We start from the raw sequence: 20,236 nt of genomic DNA on the forward strand, positions 1-20,236 counted from the left end.
TTATAGGAAATGAAAAAGCTAATTTATATCTGTTTACTGCTGCTATTTTCACTGTATAGCTTCAGCTGCTCAAAATCCGAAAAGAGTGATTTTGTATTCGAACCCGCCGTGCCGCTGGGTGATCCATTTATTCTGTTGCATGAAGGCACCTATTACGCTTACGGTACCAATGCCGAGAACGGTATTGAAGTGTATACTTCAGATGATCTTCGTTATTGGAGCAAATCCAATACACTGGCATTGAAAGGTGAGGATTCCTGGGGTGGACGTTGGTTCTGGGCGCCAGAAATCTACTATATCAAGGATAAAAAGAAGTTTTATATGTATTACAGCGCTAATGAACATATTTGTGTTGCGACCTCAGATTCCCCGTTGGGACCCTTTGTTCAAGAGCCAAAAACACCCATGCTAGCAAGTGAAAAGGCCATTGACAATAGCCTGTTTATCGACAATGATGGCACAGCCTATCTCTATTTTGTCCGTTTTAATAATGGGTCGGCAGTGTGGTCGGCGCAACTTGCAGCTGACCTGAAGACGATTAACAGCAGCAGCCTGAAGCAGCACCTTGTGGTATCACAGGAGTGGGAAAAAGTGTGGGGACTGGTTAATGAAGGTCCATTTGTTATTAAACATAACAATCTATATTACATGACCTATTCGGCGAATAGTTATGAAAGTCAGCGCTATGGCATTGGCTTGGCCACGGCAAGTTCCCCCACGGGGCCATGGACAAAATATGCTGGCAACCCAATTCTGCAGCTGCCTGCGGATTTAGTCGGTGTCGGCCATAATGCACTTTTTCTGGATAAGGAAGGGAAGCTCAAAATCGTCTTCCATGCGCATCACAGCAAAGATAGTATCCATCCACGGGCCATGTATATTGCAGATGTTAGTTGGACAACGGATGCGGTTCCCCTCATGAAGATATCCAGCGAAATTATCCGTCCGAAAATAAAAAGAAAATAAACCAGCAAAATGTATATAGCCAGAAATGGGTACTCAAAAACAATCATTCGAATGAAAAAACACTTTTTAATTTCCTTATTACTAGCCGCAAACGCATATGCCTTGAGGGCGCAGGAGATGAGCCAGGCGATCCTATTAAAGTCGCCCGGCAATCCGGCCAAACGTTTTGAATTACTTGACAAAGGTGGGCAGACACTGGAATCCACGGAGACCATGCCTGTTGATGTGACGCAGACTGTCGTCAAAAATGAGGGGAAAACTATTGTTAAGGTAGTTTTGACCGCCAAAGAACGTGTGTATTTTAATTTTGAAAAGACATTTAAAATTAAAAAATATACACATGCAGAAAGCGAGTTTCTGATGCCGGGTTTTTGGTACCATAAAAATATGCGTTCACCGCAGGAGGCCCCTTCTTTTAAAACCAGCGATAGCTGGCAGGTTCGAGAAGATCGCCTTAGTACACCTTTGACCGGCGTTTTCAATGCGGCATCCCATACTTATTATACTGTTATTCGATTAGATAAAATAAACCAGGATGCCTTGACCACACACCCAAGTGGAGAGGTGATTTTAAGTGGCAAAACTGATCTTGGATTTACAGGATTTAAAAATGCGGAAGGTGCCTCCGCTTTGGTTTTTGGTTTTCCTTACCACGAGGCCCCCAAGACCTATCTCCGAAAACTGACCTTGGCTCCCGAGGTCGTTGCCTTTGAAAAACTTGAAAAAGGTGAAACAAGACAGCTTTCCTGGGAGATCAGCGAAGGTAAAGCCGATAATTATGGTGATTTTGTGTCCAAAGTGTGGAACTACTCATTCGACAGACAGCAGCCATCGACACTTCCGACAGCTTACACTCCAGAACAAGCCAAAGGTATTTTGGCAAACTTCTTTAAGGACAGTTATGTAGGGGATAAAGAACTAAAATACTATTCTGGTGTCCATATGCGTACCGATGACTGCAACAATACTGGCTCTGCGGAAGTTGGATTTGTGGGACGTGTATTGCTCAATGCATACAATGCGCTTGAATATGGAGAAGCCCATGCACAGACTCCATTGGTCCGTAACGCTACAGCAATATTTGATAGCTACCTGCAACATGGATTTACAGCAAATGGATTTTTCAGGGAGTTCGTTGATTTTACACACAACAGCGAAACACAAGAATTCAGTATTCGGAGACAGTCAGAGGGGATCTTTGCGATACTTAACTACCTCAGCTACGAAAAGAAAAAGGGTAGAGAGCATCCTGAATGGGAACAGCGCGTTAAAAAATTGCTTAGCAACTTCGCCAAGCTCCAGCAGTCGGATGGAAGTTTTCCACGTAAATTTGACGATCAGCTGCAGGTGAAGGATGGCAGCGGCGGTAGTACACCTTCAGCGACAGTGCCATTGGTTATGGCTTCCGTCTATTTTAAACAGGGCGAATATCTTCAACAGGCGCAAAAATCCGCAAGATATTTAGAGCGGGAAATCATATCTAAATCGGATTACTTTTCGTCTACCTTGGATGCTAATTGTGAAGATAAGGAAGCCTCATTATATGCTTCTACAGCAATGTATTACTTGGCGCAAGTAAGTAAAGGAAAAGAGCGGCAACATTATTTGGAGCAGTGCAAGAAAGCAGCTTACTTTTGTCTCACTTGGTACTATACCTGGGATGTGCCTTTTGCCGATGGCCAAATGTTGGGCGATGTCGGTTTTAAATCCCGCGGCTGGGGAAATGTCTCCGTAGAGAACAACCATATTGATGTTTTCATCTTTGAATTCGCAGCTGTTCTTGATTGGCTTGCCAAGGAAACCAAGGAACAGCGGCTCACTGCTTTTTCGAGTGTGATTAAGAGCTCCATGTTACAGTTGATGCCGGTTAAGGACCATCTTTTCAATATCGCCAAGGTAGGTTATTATCCAGAAGTCGTACAACATACAAATTGGGATTATGGTAAAAATGGAAAAGGATTTTACAACGATATTTTTGCGCCCGGCTGGACCGTCGCTTCCCTCTGGGAGTTGCTGAGCCCATCCAGAACGGAAGATTTTTTGGCCGCAGCGCAAAAATAGTAATGGTATTTTTGTATAAGTAGTAGTGTGTTTATATAGAAGCCATGTCGTGAGATGTGGCTTTTTATGTACGAACCTTGTGGGAATAAAAACGCAATAAGGCCTTCTTTTTGATGAATTGTCGACTCCTGCTGTTGAGGTATAAGTGTTCAGTTAATATGTTAAGAAAAAAATATGTATTTTTACCTATATCAATTCTTACAGCATCATGATCCGCAATGTTTTAAAGAATATTTTTATCATCATTTCGGTGCTAATCGCCCTGAGTTCATGCAAAAATAAAAAAGCTGAAAAATTCGATGCTCTTATTACGGCCAAAGAATCCCGGGCGTTTTCGATGCTTGTTGGCGAGAAAGGTCTGGAAACGATCAAACTAAATCAGCTGATAGCGCAGGAATATGGTCAGGCTTTACATACCATTGATCAGCAGGAGCTGGTATTTGATTCCATTATTAACGATATTAAGAAGGCGGACATTGTTGGGCTATTAGAAGGAAAAGAAGTTCAGTTAGAAGCTATAAATTACTATAGGGCTTTAAAGGATCTTTTTATGTTTAGCAGACGGGAGATTGTACAGGAGAAACTCATGCACAGTGGAACAAAGGAGCAGCAATATGCTGCACAGGATCAGCTGCTTGTACTTGCCCGACAGAAACAGGTTTGCTATCAACAGGTCTATAAAAGCAGTGAAAAACTGCATGCCAAACGGAAAAAATTTGAAGCTGAAAATGGACTTAAATAAGCTGCTATCAGCTCTTTTCATTCATGTTTTATTTAGCTTATTTTATTGAGTTTTTGTGCGTCCCATCAATTGCCCCATTCTTCTCGTAGTATTGCCATAATGAGTTTGTCATGAAATTTATTATCTCTATAGCATGCTTGGCGCATCTTGCCCTGGAATTTGTCTCTTCTCAATCTCGATCGGACTGCTGTGATTAACCCTTCTGCCCAGCCTTAACTTTCTGTAATTTCCACATCGCTAGTATAATAATGATCAGGAAGGTCGAAAAGATAAAATAACGCGATGCCAACCCATTTTGCGTTGTCACTTTTCCGCTTATCGCAACAATAAAGTTGGATAGCGATGTTACAATATAAACCATTCCACCCATTAAACCGCCGGCAGTACCTGCATATTTAGGGAAAAATAACATGCTAGTGGTAAAAAAACTTGTAAATAAGACACCCGAAATCGTATGAATAAGAAAAGCAAAACCTACCATAATATACAGATTCTGTTGAAATATGCCGACCAGCATTAAAGCGACAACAAGAGATGCTTGTAAGAAAACTGGAGCAATCACACGGGGAAAAAAGTCAAGATGCATACACTTTTTTGTGATAAACCCACCGATCATCCAAGAAAATCCCAAGATTAAGGTACAATAGCCAATTGTGACGGATGAAAAATGAAATGTATTTTCGATAATAAAAGGGCCTGTAATATTGAACAGCATGACAATGGAGTAACTAAATCCCAAGACCAAAATCCCCAAAATAAAAAGCCTATTCTGCAACATCATTTTATACAGGTTCAGGTTGTCCCTTAGATTGATCTTTTTCTTTTGGGCAATACTTTCCCCACTATAAAGAAGTTCAAATAGCAATAGGCCACTGGCGTAAAAGGCTAGAAAATAGAAGTTGGCTTGCCAATTGAATATTTGTTCCAGATAACCGCCCAGAAATGGTGCTAGTATCGGCCCGCAGGACCATACAATAGTAAAATAACTGAGGTAATTTTTCAATCGCTCACCCGTATACAGATCAACGAAAAGTGCACGCGTTGCCACCACCAGAATAGATATGGCCACACCTTGGACAACCCTTAACAGACAAATGAAAAACACGCTCTCTGTATGCGCTATCAACAGGCTGCTCAGTATCAACAGTGTTAAGGCTAGAACCTTCGGGTGATAGCGGCCTATACTGTCAAGAATGTTGCCTATAAATAACTGGGAAATACCATAACTGAGTAAATAACTTGTTAAAGTCAATTGAATATCCCGCTCGTGAACATGTAAACTTTTGGCCATCGCCGGAAACGAAGGCAGGTAGATGTCCGTTACAAACCCGGAAAGGGGCATGGAAACAAATGCCATGAACGTAACTAGCTTAATGCGTTTTGCGGATGCTTCTCTCAACATTGTCTTGCTCTTTTTTATGAAACAAAACTAGAGACTTTTTTAATAGCGTCAATACCATTTGACAAAGTAAAAATTACGAAAATCAAATATCATTTATTTTTCTGTCTGAATTTAAGCGGGGATGTTCCCGCATTTTTTTTAAAGAAGTTGTTGAAATGAGCTGGTTCTTCAAACCCGAGTGTATAACCGATTTCGGCTACATTCCAATCGGTGTAGATCAAGAGGTTTTTAGCTTCTTCAAAAATTTTTCTTTTAATAATTTGTGTCGTGGTCAGATTGGTAACCGATTTGACAGAAGCATTGAGGTGGTTGACATGAACATTTAGCTGTTGGGCGAAATCTGCGGCTGTATGTAAGGATAGGGGATATGCCGGGGAGTCCAGGGGAAACTGTTTATGGAGCAGTTCGTCGAATAGGCGGTACATCCGGAGACTTCCGGATTGGTCCTGTGGGGCTACATCTTCTACTCTCCATTCCAGTGCAAGGTGGAGAACTGCCGCTAAATTGCTCTTGATCGCACTGCAGCGTAACGGATAAGCAGAATTATTCAGACGGAACATATTGTCAAAAAAAGTTGTAATTAGGTTTAGTTGCTCCGCATCCAGAAAAACAATCGGCTTACTCCATTCTTTGAATAATGAGGTCTTTTTAAAAGGTTCAAATGTTTGGCTCCCAGTGAAAAACTCTTGATTGAATAAACAAAAGTAGCCTTCTTGTTTATTTGTGTCACAGACCCAGCTATACGGAATATTCAATGCCGGTAAAAAAAGAGCCGGACGATCGATATACAACTCATGTGGACCATATTTAAACCAACCTTTCCCCAAGATTAGACTGATCTTATAAAAATCACGTCTATTGTAAGGCGTTTTAAAATCACAGTACTTACGGGGTGATATATTAAAATGTGATTTTCCGAGCTCCACATCCAATATTGTCCCATCGCTGGCATGCAGATGGCTCAATCGCTTATAATAATCTTGTATAGTCTCTAATGTTTCACTCATGATTTTCCAAAGTTACAAAAATCAAATGTAATCTTTTTTGTTGATCGGCATGTGTGTCACTTATCAGGGGATTTTAATAATTGTTATTCAGTTTTACTTTCAAAATGATAAGTTCCCGAACCGATTTCTCTTGTTGTCTCGGGTAGTATTACTTTTGCTTTGGTGTTCGCAGGTATAGTGACATCAAGTTTTAATAATCCGTTTTCTAGTGTCCATGCCGATTTTACCGGACCATATGGGCTTTCTAATTCTGCGGCGGCATTGGTTATTTTACCACCTGGTTTGGGTGCGATGACAATAGCTTTGTAACCCGGTTCTTCAGCGACCGAATTGATTCCCGCAATCGTTCTGTACATCCAGTCCCCAATTGCTCCATATGCATAATGGTTGTATGAGTTCATATCTGGTGTTTGAAAAGAACCATCCGGCTTAATTCCGTCCCATCTTTCCCATATTGTCGTTGCACCCATTTTGACCGGATAAAGCCATGAAGGATAGCTTTCCTGCATCAGGAGATCGTATGCTACATCGTTATGGCCAAATCTGGTCAGTACATGACATAAATAAGGGGTACCCAAAAATCCTGTAGTGAGATGATTACCATAATCACGGATGTTCGCTACTAAGCGATTTGCACATGCAGCTCGAAGTTCCTCGGGCAACATATCAAATTGTAGCGCCAGCACATAAGCCGTTTGTGTTCCAGAAACCAATCGTCCCGTAGCTGTCATATATTCCTTCACAAAAGCGGATTTAATATTTGCCAGCAATGCGGTGTACTTCGCGACATCTTCCTGTCTGCCCAATACTTTAGCTGCATTGATCAATAATTGGGTAGAGTGTGCATAGAAAGTCTGGGCAATCAGGTATTTATCTGTAACTGCAGCTCTTCCGTCATTGTCATCATTAGGACGGTAGAAAAGCCAGTCTCCAAAATGAAAACCCGAGTTCCAAAGATTATTTTTGGCTACGGAAGAGATGTAATCAACCCATTTTCGCATACTCTCAAACTGTGTTTCCAGCAACTGCCGATCACCATAAGCCACATACATATCCCATGGAATAATTGTAGCTACATCTGCCCAGCCTGCTGACGCCCCATCATTCGCCCCCAGTACATTGGGGATCACATGGGGGATTGAACCGTTGGGCTGTTGATCGGCCTTCACATCTTTAAGCCATTTGGTGAAAAATCCCGCAACATCCATATTGTAGGCCGCTGTATTGGCAAAGGCCTGTGCATCACCCGTCCAGCCTAGACGCTCATCACGTTGTGGACAATCCGTGGGTACATCTAAAAAGTTTCCCTTCTGTCCCCATTGAATATTATGTTGTAGCTGGTTCAGTAGACTATTGGAAGTAGCGAATTTTCCGGTGGTCTCCATCGCAGAGTATAGCGCGACAGCAGTAAGGTCTTCGGTTGTCAATTCTCCCGGATAACCCTCGACCTTTACATACCTGAAGCCTTGAAATGTAAAATGAGGTTCAAAGACCTGTTCGGTATTCTCCTTTAAAATATAAATATCCTGTGCTTTTGCAGATCTTAGGTTTGTAGTATAAAAATTACCTTCTTTTGTAAGTACCTCAGCATGGCTCAGCGTGATCTTGGTCCCGGCGGTACCCTTGGCTTTGAGCATGACCCAGCCTACCAGGTTTTGTCCGAAATCCACAACGGTATCGCCTGCTGGTGTTTTAAAAACTTTAAGCGCTTTGAACTGTTCATGCTTTTTGACCGGCGGACCGCTCATTGCGACAAGTTTTTCCGATCCTTTCTCCATTGTTGTGACCGCATTCCATTTATTATCTTCCCGATAGCCAATACTGTCCCAACCACTTATTTCCATTCGGGCATCATAGATTTCACCATCATAAATATCTGATGCCATAATTGGTCCGTAAGTATATTTCCAACTTCCATCGGTTTGGATCGTCTCCGTGGTGCCATCTGTGTACTCCATCACAAGCTGCAAGAGCAATCCGCGCGTATCGCCATAAAAATTGTGCTGGTTTCCAAAGCCAATCCGTCCTTTATACCAGCCGTTTCCGAGACTAACTCCAAAAACGTTGGAACCGCTTTTTAGGATCGTGGTTACGTCGTAAACCTGATATTGCAAATGATCCTTATAACTGGTCCATCCTGGAGCAAAATAGGTGTCACTGACGCGCTGACCATTTATACGCGCTTCGTATAATCCCTTCGCGGTAACGTAGGCAATTGCCGATTTAAGCTTTTTATTGACGACGAATTCTTTTCTGAAAATAGGGCTTCTTGCCGCAGTATCTTTTCCGGCCACTTTGATCCATGTCGCTGTCCAATCCGTGGGGCTAATGCCCATGTGAAAAAATGCGGGTTCAGACCAGGCAGAAGTATTGCCGTGATTGTCTTTTACCCGAACTTGCCAAAAATATCTCTTTTTTGCTTGTAATGCAGCTCCCTTATATTTAATCAGTACAGACTGATCTCCTGGTACTTCGGCTCTCCACACCAGGTCTTTTCCTGCGTTCATCGCAGCTTTATCACGACCTACTCTGATTTCATAAGATGCCTGTAATGTATTTTTTATCGGAGAGCTTATCTTCCAGCTGAACCGGGGGCTATCAGTTTCGATGGCCATAGGATTTTTAAGGTGCTCTACTTTAAGGTCGCTTACGCTTAATTTTTGGGCAAAGCTGCTAATAGAAAGTATACATATACATCCTGATATCATAATTTTCAAAAGCAGCGTGTTTATAAATGGTGCCATATTTTAGGATTGAGGGTTAGCCGAAGATCCGGAATGATTCACTATTATCACAAATAAATTTGATATAAGTGTCATGTACTATCCTGTATATTTTTGGTGTATCAACACAGAAGACAAAATTTGGTAAATATTGTTCTAAATAAGTGCTAGATAACAATTCCTGTCTAATGGAAAGATTTTTTACTAGGCGCATATCTTATAATCGCTAAAAAGCATATGTAAAAACTTGTCCTATGCAAAGCTAGAATAGATTGGGTGTTCATATATTAGTAGTACGCTAAAAACAAATAACTTATGGAAAATTATAATAGCACAATCAACCTGAATAGTACAGTAAATAGGGTTTTTAATGCTTTGACCAATGAGATACCACGGTGGTGGACTGAAATGTTCGCGGGTAGCTCAGCTAAATCAGGGGAACATTTTACCATTAATTTCGGTGAAACGGTGTACAAGAAGATGCATGTCGAGGAATTGATTTATAACAAAAAAGTTGTTTGGTATGTGGAGGATTCATTGATAGTAATTCCGGGATTAATAAATCAAACCGAATGGATCGGTACTAAAATAGTTTGGGAAATAACGCAAAAGGGAAATCATGTCGAAATACATTTGACACATATCGGCTTGATTCCTACGATTGAATGTTATGCAGTCTGTACAGACGGATGGAGACAATTTACCGCAAGCTTAAAGTTATACTTAGAAACGGGTGCGGGTACTCCTTTTGTTCAGCCGCTTCTTACTTAATTACTCCTATTCATTTTAGTCGTATTTCTCGCTACTTTAATATAAGAATTTTCTACCAAATTCTATTTGTTGTTAGTTTTGGACAACAGTATTGCTTTTAGATCTGTTTGATTCGCAAGACCTTTTTTGTTAATGATTGCTTTTTAAATTTCACCTATTTATTTCCTTCGTTTACCGAGTTTTTATATCCGTTAACCTAAAGTTGATAGGTTAGGCAACCATTGCGTTGTAGTTTTGGATTAAGAAATAAGTACAACAGAACGAATATAATAAAATCAAGATATTATGAAAGCATTAGTAAAAACATTCGTGGCAGTAGCAATGATAGCAGTATCTAGCCTGGCTATTGCAGCAGATAAAACTTTTTCAAAATCGGAGAAAGCCATAGTTAATCTATTCACGGCAGACATTGCTCTTAATCACTATGTTGCGGTGATCACTGAGGGCGAGTCAACAGGTTTAGAACAATTATTTACAGCAGATTTCAGTCAGAAGATCCAATCAGCAAATGCAATAACAAATGACCGTAAAGAAGTTGTCAAGTTCTTGAAAAAGCAGCGCGGCGAGAAGCTTAATTGTAAGGTAAATACCCAGATCATCCAAGAATCAGCAGATTATATGGTTGCCAAGGTAACGATGCAATTTGAAGGATTTACCAAGACAGACCTTGTGACACTGGTCAATGAGCATGGAGCATGGAGAGTGTCCAGTTCAATTAATGCCTATAAATAAGATAAAGAATCAAAACTAATGGTGAGTCAAGTTAGCTCGTAGCCTGACTATTAGTGAATCGTAAGTTTATAAGTTTAGTTTAGTAGCCACGTCGTGAGATGTGGCTTTTTTATGTTTTTTTAAAAATGAATTGGCTTAATAAGATAAATCAATCGGCTTGCACAGTTCCTGCGAAGTGATTGATCCATTGTCAATTTGCTGTTCTCAGTTGCAAATGCGGGCTTTATAAAGTTTTACTGTTGGAATATGCCCCCCGATTGGGGTTGGTTGTATATATTGAATGTTTACCAGCTATCTTTGGCTTTGGTATATACCGGTTTGTTTGTTTTCGCATTCCAGTTTACAGATTTTTAGGATGGATATCTGTTATTCTTTTTTAATTCCTTTTTAAAGTTAACTTCATAAATTGTTTGAAAAGAATATACGCATAAAAATAGTTAGCTTTAATTATGATAGTTGATCACTTAAAAATGAGAGCGATATATTTTTCGTGCTTGGAGCCATATACCGATGATACCCCATTATTGGAGTCATGTTGGAATTGATGTTTCGTGTATCTGAAATTGTTATGTTCATTCGTTAAAATAAGTCTTTGTTTTTATATTCTGTGAGTCCATGTTACTTTAACCGCTGATAAATTAGGAAGTTCGAGACGTTGATCGGTGGCCGGAATGAATTCGTTCTTGATATAAAATCCGAGAGGTGATTGATAAGGGCTACCATCAGTTTTTATTTCCAGATCATGGTCAATCACCCACCCATTAAGCCGGCATTCATTTTTTTTTAACCTGTTCATTAGTTCAGAGCCTAGACCTTTTCCCTGTGCAATTCTAGAGAGTATAATCACAAACCAACGGTCAGTCTCGCGATCAAATTTAGCCGCCCAACCAATAAGATGATTTTCATTTTTGATAAGGATATGCTCTGGGAATAAAAGAGTCTTGATATAATTCTCGAAATCAGTTATCCTATTATAGGATAAACTGCTTGGATACTCATGGTTCCACAAATTCATAAGAGCAATTATGTCTTCTTCGCTTAGCTTTACAGAGTTCTGCAATGTAAATGTTTTATCCATGGAATGACAATTTATGAACAATATTTTGAGTTTTGAAATATTAACCCAAAGCTTTGCCATATTGTATATCCTTTCACCTCCCAAATCCTACCATTCACCGAGTTTTTCTGTCCGTTGGTCTAAAGAAAATAGGCTAGGGGGGCGTTATGTTGTAGTTTTGAATCAACAAATAAGAACAAGATTGCATCATAAGCCTAGATAACATTGATACATCATTGTACAAATACACAATAGCCGACTATACATGAAGATTTTAATTCTTTTTATTGCACTACTTTCTTTTCAGTGCTCCTTTGCTCAATCCTATGAACAGTTAATGGATCTGGCGTCAGCACAGATAAAATCCCAAAAATATCGCGATGCACTTTCAACATTAAAAAAAGCATTTCATCAACAAGGGGACAGAGGTAAATACGACTATGCCAATGCTTTGGTGGTAGCACTGCAATGTGGTAAAAACGATCTGGCTATTGCATGGTTAGAAGAAGGAGTTAAACTGGGGCTAGGTGACAATGAACAGGAGCTGTCTTATTTTAAAAACGATTCCATTTTTAAACCGATATTAGCTAATAGCTCCTACAAAAGAATCCTTAAACACATGGAATTTCAAATACAGGAAAGATATAAGCGGGACAGAATTTGGCAAAATGAAGTTGCCGCCAATGCAATTTCAGAAAAACAGGCCTTCTACCAACATGCACAAGCAGGCTTTGCCTTGTATCATGTTGATCAGGAAGGGCTGGAAATTCCATATCTTGTATTTGTTCCCCGGGGCTATCATTGTAATGCACCCACAAGAGCATTGTTTTTTTTTCACGGCGGGGTTGTTTCAGATACGGCAGCTTTTACTATAGATCCTCAGACCCGGTTTGAACCTATTTTTACCATTGGCGATAGTACAAATTCGATTGTGATCTATCCCTTTCAAAAAGGAAATCCCGGGTGGAAAAATTACAAGTATATGTCCGCGGTTATTTCGACGATATTAGCTGATGTTAAGCTACGCTATTTTATTGATACCGATAGGATTTATTTGGGTGGATTATCTATGGGAGGTAATGTGTCTTATCAGTTTGCGCAAGAACAGCAAACTGATTTTCGGGCATTTTATGCCATTTCAGCAAAACCAAAGATCGCGGAAGTTTCTCACCCCATCTACTCTCTGCATGCCAAAGATGACAGTCTCTATCGCTATGATGACCTGTTGAAAGTTCGTCGGAAAGTAAAGAAACAACAGAAAAAATGGATGCTGAAATCAGTAGCGAAAGGCGGTCATGGATTTATGTATCTACCCATGGGGGAAAAATCAACACTTGATTTTTTCAGAATGATGTTTAATAAAGAAGAGGAATAATACTTTTTTGTCATCCAATACGTTTTATTCCGCTATCAATGTTCCCCCTTGCGTTAAAATTTTTTGCTTGTTTTTTTTGACGACAAGCGTAATATCCGATGCATCTTTTTCCGCTATAATATTTCGGTAGATAGCATAGGTATAAATTCCGTTGGTAAAAGTGATGACATGATTACCCCCGCTCCCTTCGAAATCCATTTTGCCGTTACTCAGGATAATGTCAGGTGACATGTTTTCTTTTTTTTCGATCTTCCACGAAGCATACCTGTATTTTCCGTTAGCTAATTCATCTATTCTGATCAGGTATTTTTCAGACCTTATTGTATAAACGGGGGTTTTGAATTGTTTTAAAGAATGGTGTATGTATTCTTTTTGTTTTTGAATCAGTGTTTGTCTTAATTTTTTTTCGAATGGACTCTGATAGTTTACTGCGATTATTTTTCCGCCTTCGCTATCTATCCATAGTTTACCATTATCCAGCATGATTCCGCGCCAGCCGACTTCTGTCCATTGGTCCGGTTTTGAATGCGCAATCAGATCTACGAGTTTCTGATCAAAAACCTCATAAAACCTTTGTTTGAATTCCTTCGGTTTTTTTATCGATGGAATTGGATTTTCCCGCTTCAAGGGATAGTTTATGACCGTTGAAATCTCATCTATGTTTTTTTGTTTGAACAGGGAGATAATATGGATGATGTTGGCTTTTTTTGACGCATCTGAATCCTGTGCGTGGCCAAAGCTATAAACAAATAGCGCTACAATTAAAAAGCTAAATTTCATCTGTTCCTTTGTTATCTGGTATGTAAATGCCTATGAAATTAATAAATTAGATCAGTAATGATCAATTGAGATTTCCTGTTCGGTTTTATTTATTCCGTAAATAATATTGTCTAAAACGTCCGGATCAATTTTATCAGCGACCAATTTAAAACCGAGGCGTTCCAGCAGCTTTTTGGAAGCTATGTTTTCGCGATGTGTATACGCTTCAATAGCCTCAATTCCCATTTCATCAAAAGCATATTTTAATAGGGCCTTTACAGCTTCACTCATCAATCCTTTTCCTTGGAATTGCGGAAGCAATTCGTAACCTAGTTCTGCATATTTTTTGCTCCGGTCAATATTCCATAAGGTTATAGTTCCCACAAATTCATTTTGATCTATTGTTTTAATCGTGAAATAGAATTTATTTTTTCTGACCATCTCAATAAACTGTCTTGTCTCTTCAAGACTTTTATTGATATCTCTGCCGATGTATTTAGCGACCTGAGGATTAATCCTGAGCTTATGCATATTTTGCAAATCGGACAGTTCGACAGGCTTTAATAGCAATTTCTCTGTGGCGATCGTGGTTTCCATTCCAGTTCTAATTTTATATCTTGATCAAACAAAAAGTGTCAATCTGAATGTGTGTTAGGATAGTTGATTTAATTGTTATTATATAAATGAAGTTAGTTAATTGGGTTTAATGTTTCTTCTTTTTTGTGTTGTTTTTTATTTCAGTTGCCATTTTTGTTCGATACTTTGCCGGTTCTTCGCCTTCTATCCTATAATTTTCTTCCGAAATAAGCAAAACCGTTTTAGTTTTTTTATATTTGTTTTACTCAATCCTATGGATGTATCAATAGTTCAGCTCGAGCCGTGCTAGGGTCCCGATTTTGGAAATGCCGGCACGATCCTTTTCTTGTTCTAATAGAGATCTATCGTATACGAAATAGGAGAGGGGATAACCAAATACGATAAAGTTATAGCATTTTACTTTTCAGCGAAAGGGATAGTTCTTGCTATTTTGGCGACATCATGTGAGAAAAGAACAAGATTTGGTAATCCATTATTTATATTTTCACTTGAGTGACTATGTATAAACCGAAATATGATCATATGGAAGAAAAAGAGATGCTGTCAGACTTGCGTTTAGGCAGCCAAACTGCCTTTCGTCAGATTTACAGTTTGTATAGTGGTCGTATTTACCTCAATATTCGTAAAATGGTCAAATCCGAACAGGATGCTGCAGAACTTTTACAGGAAGTATTTATAAAAGTATGGGATAAGCGCGAGCTGATTGATGCCGAACAGTCTTTTCGGTCTTATTTATTCCAGATTGCAAAATACACGGTATATAACTTTATCCGCAAAAATAATCTGGAGAAACAGATACAAGCCTATCTTAGTCTCCATAATACACAGCTCTATACCCATGTAGAGGAACAATTAAACGAAAAACAGGACGAACAATGGTTGTCGCAAACGATCGAACAGCTTCCGCCTCAACGCAGGCTGATCTATAGACTTTGTAAGATCGAAGGGAAAAGCTACGCCGAGGTGAGTACCTTGTTAAGGATATCGACTTCAACGATCAACGATCATATCGTAAAAGCTACAAAATATATCAAAGAAAGGCATGGTGTTTTGGATAAGTCAACGCTATTGATCGCTTCTTTTATACTCCTCCAGCAGCATTAATCGCTACCGTTTTCTTTAGGCTGAAAAAAAGTAAAATAAAATTACGATCGGAGCAGATGATGTCTGCTTTTGAAGTGTATTAGCTAAAAAGAAGATAACCAATTGTGGAAAAAAAATTACTTCAATATACTTTGAGGCAGTATATACGAGGGGAGCTTAGTGAGGAAAATTCCCGTGCTTTTCTTTCCTATATAAAATCTGGTGAAGATCGGATACTGCTGCAGGAACTGATACAGGATGTTTTGGACGACCCGGTCGATCAGGGATTGCTTCAGGACCCTGAACTATTGGCGATATTGGACAACACCTGGGAGCAACTGCATCGTCAGATAAATAAACCCAAAACGAAACCAATGTGGTCCCGGAAGACTATCGGTGCCGTTGCCGCTACAGTCATTGGGATCTTGTTTGTTGGATGGTGGACTTTTAGTGGGGTACAGCATAAAGTGCTGCGGCAGTCTACAGCAGAAGTCATATCGCCCGGAAAACAATCGGCTACCTTGACCCTGGCCAATGGCAAACAGATTCATTTGCAGGAAACGATGGATGGACAGATTGCGGATGAAATGGGTATAAAGATTTCTAAAAGTAATGATGGACAGTTGATCTACGAAGTCGGGAAAAATATAGACGGTGATACCGGCCACCATATATTATCAACAACCAAAGGTGAAACTTATCGTATTAAGCTACCTGATGGTACGCAGGTGTGGCTCAATGCTGCCTCCGCCCTTAAATATCCAATGCGCTTTGCTCTGAAGGGAAAAAGAGAAGTGGAATTGACTGGCGAAGCCTATTTCGAAGTAGCGAAGGATATCAGACATCCCTTTGTTGTACAGACTGCGGGTCAACAGATAGAAGTGCTGGGTACCCACTTTAATGTGAACAGTTATTCTGACGAACCGGCACTGCGGACCACACTTTTGGAAGGTCGGGTCGAAGTCTCTTCCCATCATCAAAAACTACGGTTGCTACCAGGACAACAGTCAAGTCTCAGCTCCAATGGAGTACTAAAATTACAACAAGTGGATACCGCGCCAGTCGTTGCTTGGATAAATCATGAATTTATGTTTGACGATGATGATATCGAAAGTGTCATGCGTAAGATAGCGCGTTGGTATAAAGTCGACGTGATCTATCAGGGAAAAAAAACAACAGAGAAGTTCGGTGGCGGCATTTCTCGTTTTGATGATGTCAGGCAGGTCTTAAATCTGCTGGAAAAAACGGGAGCAGTCCATTTTCGGATCGAAGGGAAAACCCTCTATGTTCTTCCATAAGTATTCGTTAAATATTCGATTATAACTCATACCCTAAAAATAATATGATGAAAAAACATAGACAACACGAATAGCGATCCCTGTGGGATACAAGAAAGCAACCAAGATCCCGGGGGACTCGGTTGCTGTTTGGGACAATTAATTTTTAACTATCCAATCTGCAGTATGTTTATGTTTTGGACGACTCGAACATACTGCGAATCAAACCTTGCAAATGTATCAAAATTATATCAGAAAAAAGGAGATAGCTTATCTGCTATTCCGTAAACTATGGCTTATTATGCGCTTGACGACCATAATTATCTTGGTTACTTTTATGCAGGTTAGTGCTTCAACCTTTGCACAGAAGGTAACATTGGAATATTCCAATATGAGCCTTAAAAAAATCTTTAAGGAATTAAAGTCACAGACAGGATACAATTTCCTTTATACAGAACGGCAAATGTCAGTAGCCCAACCCGTCAATATAAAAGTAAAGGAACGGATGTTATCGGACGTACTGGTTCAGATCTTTAAAGACCAGCCCCTGTCGTATCAATTGGACAATAAGACAGTTGTCATCCGCGACCGGCCACAAGCAACGACGATCCCGTCATCGGCGCCCTCCGCGGCAGGATCAGATCAGGAAACGATCAAAGGACGGGTAACCAATGAACGCGGTGAAGCACTTGCCAACGTTTCTGTACGCGTCAAAGGGAATGAATCTGCCGGAACCGCTACCGCTACCGATGGTAGCTTTACGATCCGTAATCTTTCTCCGAAAGCGACCTTGATTTTCTCTTCTGTCGGATATGATCAATTGAGTATGGAACTCGCCTCCATGCGTGCAGAAGATCTGGCGCAGTTGCAGGTCGTAATGAAAAGTAGCAATAGCCAACTGGAAGAAGTTATTGTGATCGGATATGGTACCACCACGCGGCAACGATTGGTTGGTGCTGTCGATCAGATCGGTGCCAAGACCTTTCAGGACAGACCGGTTGGCAACGTGACACAGGCCCTACAGGGGGCTTCGCCAAGTTTGACCATTCAGCAGAAAAGCATGGATCCTAATGATAATGCAATGAACATCAATATTCGCGGGATATCAACTGTAAATAGCAATGCGCCTCTCGTGGTGATTGATGGAATCATTACCGAAGGTGGAACGTTGAACAAGATCAATCCAGACGATATCGAGACAGTATCGGTACTCAAGGATGCGGGATCTACAGCTATCTATGGTTCACGTTCGGCCAACGGTGTCATCCTGGTCACGACAAAAAGGGGACGGCAAAATCAGAAACCTAGCGTTAACATCGGAACACAATGGGGGGTACAACAGCCCAAGATCTTGTTTTCTCCCGTTAAAGGCTATGAAAATGCGACGCTACGCAACCTTGCGCTCACCAATTCAGGAATGGATCCTCAGTTTTCACCCGAAGCGATCGCGGATCTGTACGCACATCAGGATATTGAACAATGGAATTTACCTGAGATCATGAAAAATTCCTTCCAGCAAAAATATAATATCAGTGTCTCCGGTGGCGGTGAAAAGAGTTCATATCTATTTTCGGGGGGCTTTTATAATCAACCAAGCAACTTTGTGGGACAAGATTTCGGGATAAAACGTTACAATCTGCGGACTAACCTCAGTACGGAGATCGGTCGTTTTAAACTGACCTCGATTTTAGCTTATACACGTAATAATAATTTAGGAAATACAGCCGGAAGTGCCATTATAAATGCTTCCCGTCTACCTTCGTATTATTACTATCGGATGCGGGCCGACAATGGCAAATACCTGGTCAACAATGCCCTGACGGATCAGAATCCGTTGGCTGAACTTAACGAAGGTGGTTATGTCAAAAATGACAATGATTATTTTAACATCAACCTGAATCTGGAAGCGAAACTGCTCGATGGTTTAAAATTGCGTGGTATCTTTGGTGCCGATATTTACGCCGACCATCGTTTTATTCGACGTATTCAGGTACCCCTCTATTCTGACCCAAATGCACTGCAGCCACAGGTTTATGTCAATTCGGATCGCAATACCGAGGACTTCAATGAAAAAGCTTCCCTGTTGAATTTCCAGTTGTTGCTCGATTATGACAAAAACTTTGGGAGCCATCACGTCTCGGGTTTAATCGGCGCATCCAATGAGTCCTATACACGTAGGCAAAACGAACTTAAAATGAAATTTACAGATCCTGTGCTGGGTACACCGACCACCGGAACGGTTATCGATCCTGCAACTGCGCGAGTTACACCCAATGGTACTTTACAAAATAGCATCAATTCAATCTTCGGCCGTGCCGGATATGATTTTGAAAGTAAGTATTTTGCAGAATTCAGTTTCCGTTACGATGGCTCTTCCAAGTTCTCGAAAGCAAACCGCTGGGGCTTCTTCCCTTCTGGATCATTAGGCTGGCGAGCCTCAGATGAGCAATTTATGAGCTGGTACAAGGATCATGTCGGAAGTCTGAAGATCAGGTCAACCTATGGTGTACTGGGAAATCAGGCCGTGGATGATTATTCCTATTACTTCACTTATGAATCCTACCCAAACAGTTATGGATTTAATAATAAACCCGTCGCCGCTGCTGGGTTTAATTATGCCAGCCTGGATTTGCGCTGGGAGAAAACCTATAATTTTAATATTGGGCTTGACGCGACTTTCTTTCGGGATAAGCTTACCGCCAGTTTTGATTACTTTAAAAAACGGACAGTCGATATTCTGATGGCACCACAGATTCCCTCGACCTTTGGGACTTCATTAAAAAACCAGAACCTGGGCGAAATGAACAATGAAGGCTGGGAGATCAACCTGACTTATCACGCAACCACAGGAGCGTTTCAACATCAGATCAATGCCAATATGGGAGACAGTCATAACAAGATCGTTGCGATGCCCGGAGATGACCGGATCTCAACCGTGGATAATATTACCAAACTGACACGTGTCGGTCTTCCCTATAATTCCTATTACGGTTACAAAATGGCCGGACTTTTTCAGAATATCTCTGACATAGAAACCTCGGCTCTGCCAAGTGGCATCACTGCAGCGGATTTGCGCCCCGGAGATGTCAAGTATGTCGACCGAAATAACGATGGCATCATCGATGCGCGGGACCGATTTGTCCTGGGCAATGGTTTTCCCCGCTTTACATTTGGGCTGACCTACAATCTTAGCTACAAAGATTTTGATTTTAGCATGTTCTGGCAAGGGGTGGGCAAGCGTGATATGATGATCCGCGGTGAACTGATTGAACCTTTTCATCAGAATTATTCGTATGCCATCTATCAGCATCAACTTGATTACTGGACACCGACAAATATCGATGGACAGTGGCCTCGGCTTACCGCAAATGGGTCTACAGCATCGACCAACAACTTTGGGAAAGATTCCGATCTCTACCTTTTCAACGGAAAGTATGCACGGCTGAAAAACCTGCAGATAGGATATAGTCTTCCAAAAGGAGTTGTTTCAAAATTAGGGCTACAGCGCGTGCGCTTTTTTGTCAACGCCCAAAATTTGCTGACCTTAAGCAAAAACTCCTGGATAGACCCCGAATCTTCTGAATTTGATTCCAACATGGGCGGGTCTGCCAATAGCGCCCGTAACTATCCAACGTTGAAATATTATGGCGGCGGATTAAATATTCAATTCTAATTTTTGATGTG

At 40.7% G+C, this 20,236-nt stretch carries 15 protein-coding genes; 9 read left to right on the forward strand and 6 right to left on the reverse strand.

Features of this window, described 5'->3' with window-relative positions:
- Positions 1-9 precede the first annotated feature (9 nt).
- From HMAT_RS18595 to HMAT_RS18605, 3 genes are all read left to right on the forward strand, one after another.
- Complete coding sequence (locus HMAT_RS18595; protein ID WP_104384351.1) at positions 10-966, forward strand: glycoside hydrolase family 43 protein; 957 nt, start codon at positions 10-12, stop codon at positions 964-966.
- A gap of 51 nt (positions 967-1,017) precedes the next feature.
- Complete coding sequence (locus tag HMAT_RS18600) at positions 1,018-3,027, forward strand: hypothetical protein (RefSeq protein ID WP_104384473.1); 2,010 nt, start codon at positions 1,018-1,020, stop codon at positions 3,025-3,027.
- A 208-nt stretch (positions 3,028-3,235) separates the two neighbouring features.
- Positions 3,236-3,769, forward strand: a complete 534-nt coding sequence (locus tag HMAT_RS18605; RefSeq protein WP_104384352.1) for a hypothetical protein — start codon at positions 3,236-3,238, stop codon at positions 3,767-3,769.
- 193 nt (positions 3,770-3,962) lie between these two features.
- On the opposite strand, the gene HMAT_RS18610 is transcribed toward HMAT_RS18605, so the two are convergent.
- The 3 genes from HMAT_RS18610 to HMAT_RS18620 form a co-directional block, all read right to left on the reverse strand.
- Complete coding sequence (locus HMAT_RS18610) at positions 3,963-5,171, reverse strand: MFS transporter (RefSeq protein WP_104384353.1); 1,209 nt, start codon at positions 5,169-5,171, stop codon at positions 3,963-3,965.
- An 89-nt stretch (positions 5,172-5,260) separates the two neighbouring features.
- Positions 5,261-6,178 carry an AraC family transcriptional regulator gene (locus HMAT_RS18615; protein WP_104384354.1) on the reverse strand — a complete coding sequence of 306 codons (918 nt, stop codon included), beginning with the start codon at positions 6,176-6,178 and terminating at the stop codon, positions 5,261-5,263.
- An 83-nt stretch (positions 6,179-6,261) separates the two neighbouring features.
- Positions 6,262-8,793 (reverse strand): glycoside hydrolase family 78 protein, encoded by a 2,532-nt coding sequence (locus HMAT_RS18620; RefSeq protein ID WP_233789446.1) that lies wholly within the window; start codon positions 8,791-8,793, stop codon positions 6,262-6,264.
- A 423-nt stretch (positions 8,794-9,216) separates the two neighbouring features.
- Between HMAT_RS18620 and HMAT_RS18625 the strand changes: the two genes are divergently transcribed.
- Both HMAT_RS18625 and HMAT_RS18630 read left to right on the forward strand, forming a co-directional pair.
- Positions 9,217-9,672, forward strand: coding sequence for an SRPBCC domain-containing protein (locus HMAT_RS18625; RefSeq protein WP_104384356.1), 456 nt, complete (start codon positions 9,217-9,219; stop codon positions 9,670-9,672).
- A gap of 285 nt (positions 9,673-9,957) precedes the next feature.
- The gene (locus HMAT_RS18630) at positions 9,958-10,404 is read left to right on the forward strand and encodes a nuclear transport factor 2 family protein (RefSeq protein WP_104384357.1); all 447 of its coding nucleotides are present in this window, start codon (positions 9,958-9,960) and stop codon (positions 10,402-10,404) included.
- 598 nt (positions 10,405-11,002) lie between these two features.
- Here the strand turns inward: HMAT_RS18630 and HMAT_RS18635 are convergent.
- Positions 11,003-11,482 carry a GNAT family N-acetyltransferase gene (locus HMAT_RS18635; protein ID WP_104384474.1) on the reverse strand — a complete coding sequence of 160 codons (480 nt, stop codon included), beginning with the start codon at positions 11,480-11,482 and terminating at the stop codon, positions 11,003-11,005.
- Between the two features lie 244 nt (positions 11,483-11,726).
- Between HMAT_RS18635 and HMAT_RS18640 the strand changes: the two genes are divergently transcribed.
- Positions 11,727-12,836, forward strand: a complete 1,110-nt coding sequence (locus tag HMAT_RS18640; protein WP_104384358.1) for a dienelactone hydrolase family protein — start codon at positions 11,727-11,729, stop codon at positions 12,834-12,836.
- A gap of 24 nt (positions 12,837-12,860) precedes the next feature.
- On the opposite strand, the gene HMAT_RS18645 is transcribed toward HMAT_RS18640, so the two are convergent.
- Together HMAT_RS18645 and HMAT_RS18650 are read right to left on the reverse strand one after the other, a co-directional pair.
- Entirely contained in the window at positions 12,861-13,616 is a 756-nt protein-coding gene (locus HMAT_RS18645) for a hypothetical protein (RefSeq protein WP_199768705.1), read from the reverse strand.
- A gap of 51 nt (positions 13,617-13,667) precedes the next feature.
- Positions 13,668-14,192: a GNAT family N-acetyltransferase gene (locus HMAT_RS18650; protein WP_104384359.1), complete on the reverse strand. Its 525-nt coding sequence runs from the start codon at positions 14,190-14,192 to the stop codon at positions 13,668-13,670.
- Between the two features lie 498 nt (positions 14,193-14,690).
- On the opposite strand from HMAT_RS18650, the gene HMAT_RS18655 reads away from it, so the two are divergent.
- From HMAT_RS18655 to HMAT_RS18665, 3 genes are all read left to right on the forward strand, one after another.
- Positions 14,691-15,296: an RNA polymerase sigma factor gene (locus HMAT_RS18655; protein ID WP_104384360.1), complete on the forward strand. Its 606-nt coding sequence runs from the start codon at positions 14,691-14,693 to the stop codon at positions 15,294-15,296.
- A gap of 104 nt (positions 15,297-15,400) precedes the next feature.
- On the forward strand, positions 15,401-16,573 hold the full coding sequence (locus HMAT_RS18660) for a FecR family protein (RefSeq protein ID WP_104384361.1): 1,173 nt from the start codon (positions 15,401-15,403) through the stop codon (positions 16,571-16,573).
- Positions 16,574-16,787: 214 nt separating this feature from the next.
- On the forward strand, positions 16,788-20,225 hold the full coding sequence (locus HMAT_RS18665) for a TonB-dependent receptor (protein WP_233789448.1): 3,438 nt from the start codon (positions 16,788-16,790) through the stop codon (positions 20,223-20,225).
- Positions 20,226-20,236 lie beyond the last annotated feature (11 nt).

Origin of the sequence: Sphingobacterium sp. HMA12 (assembly GCF_002933815.1) — a bacterium.
GTDB lineage: Bacteria > Bacteroidota > Bacteroidia > Sphingobacteriales > Sphingobacteriaceae > Sphingobacterium.

Coding starts and splice junctions, on each gene's coding strand:
- HMAT_RS18595 (WP_104384351.1), top strand. CDS start 10: ATGAAAAAGCTAATTTATATCTGTTTACTGCTGCTATTTTCACTGTAT.
- HMAT_RS18600 (WP_104384473.1), top strand. CDS start 1,018: ATGAAAAAACACTTTTTAATTTCCTTATTACTAGCCGCAAACGCATAT.
- HMAT_RS18605 (WP_104384352.1), top strand. CDS start 3,236: ATGATCCGCAATGTTTTAAAGAATATTTTTATCATCATTTCGGTGCTA.
- HMAT_RS18610 (WP_104384353.1), bottom strand. CDS start 5,171: ATGTTGAGAGAAGCATCCGCAAAACGCATTAAGCTAGTTACGTTCATG.
- HMAT_RS18615 (WP_104384354.1), bottom strand. CDS start 6,178: ATGAGTGAAACATTAGAGACTATACAAGATTATTATAAGCGATTGAGC.
- HMAT_RS18620 (WP_233789446.1), bottom strand. CDS start 8,793: ATGGCCATCGAAACTGATAGCCCCCGGTTCAGCTGGAAGATAAGCTCT.
- HMAT_RS18625 (WP_104384356.1), top strand. CDS start 9,217: ATGGAAAATTATAATAGCACAATCAACCTGAATAGTACAGTAAATAGG.
- HMAT_RS18630 (WP_104384357.1), top strand. CDS start 9,958: ATGAAAGCATTAGTAAAAACATTCGTGGCAGTAGCAATGATAGCAGTA.
- HMAT_RS18635 (WP_104384474.1), bottom strand. CDS start 11,482: ATGGATAAAACATTTACATTGCAGAACTCTGTAAAGCTAAGCGAAGAA.
- HMAT_RS18640 (WP_104384358.1), top strand. CDS start 11,727: ATGAAGATTTTAATTCTTTTTATTGCACTACTTTCTTTTCAGTGCTCC.
- HMAT_RS18645 (WP_199768705.1), bottom strand. CDS start 13,616: ATGAAATTTAGCTTTTTAATTGTAGCGCTATTTGTTTATAGCTTTGGC.
- HMAT_RS18650 (WP_104384359.1), bottom strand. CDS start 14,192: ATGGAAACCACGATCGCCACAGAGAAATTGCTATTAAAGCCTGTCGAA.
- HMAT_RS18655 (WP_104384360.1), top strand. CDS start 14,691: ATGTATAAACCGAAATATGATCATATGGAAGAAAAAGAGATGCTGTCA.
- HMAT_RS18665 (WP_233789448.1), top strand. CDS start 16,788: ATGTATCAAAATTATATCAGAAAAAAGGAGATAGCTTATCTGCTATTC.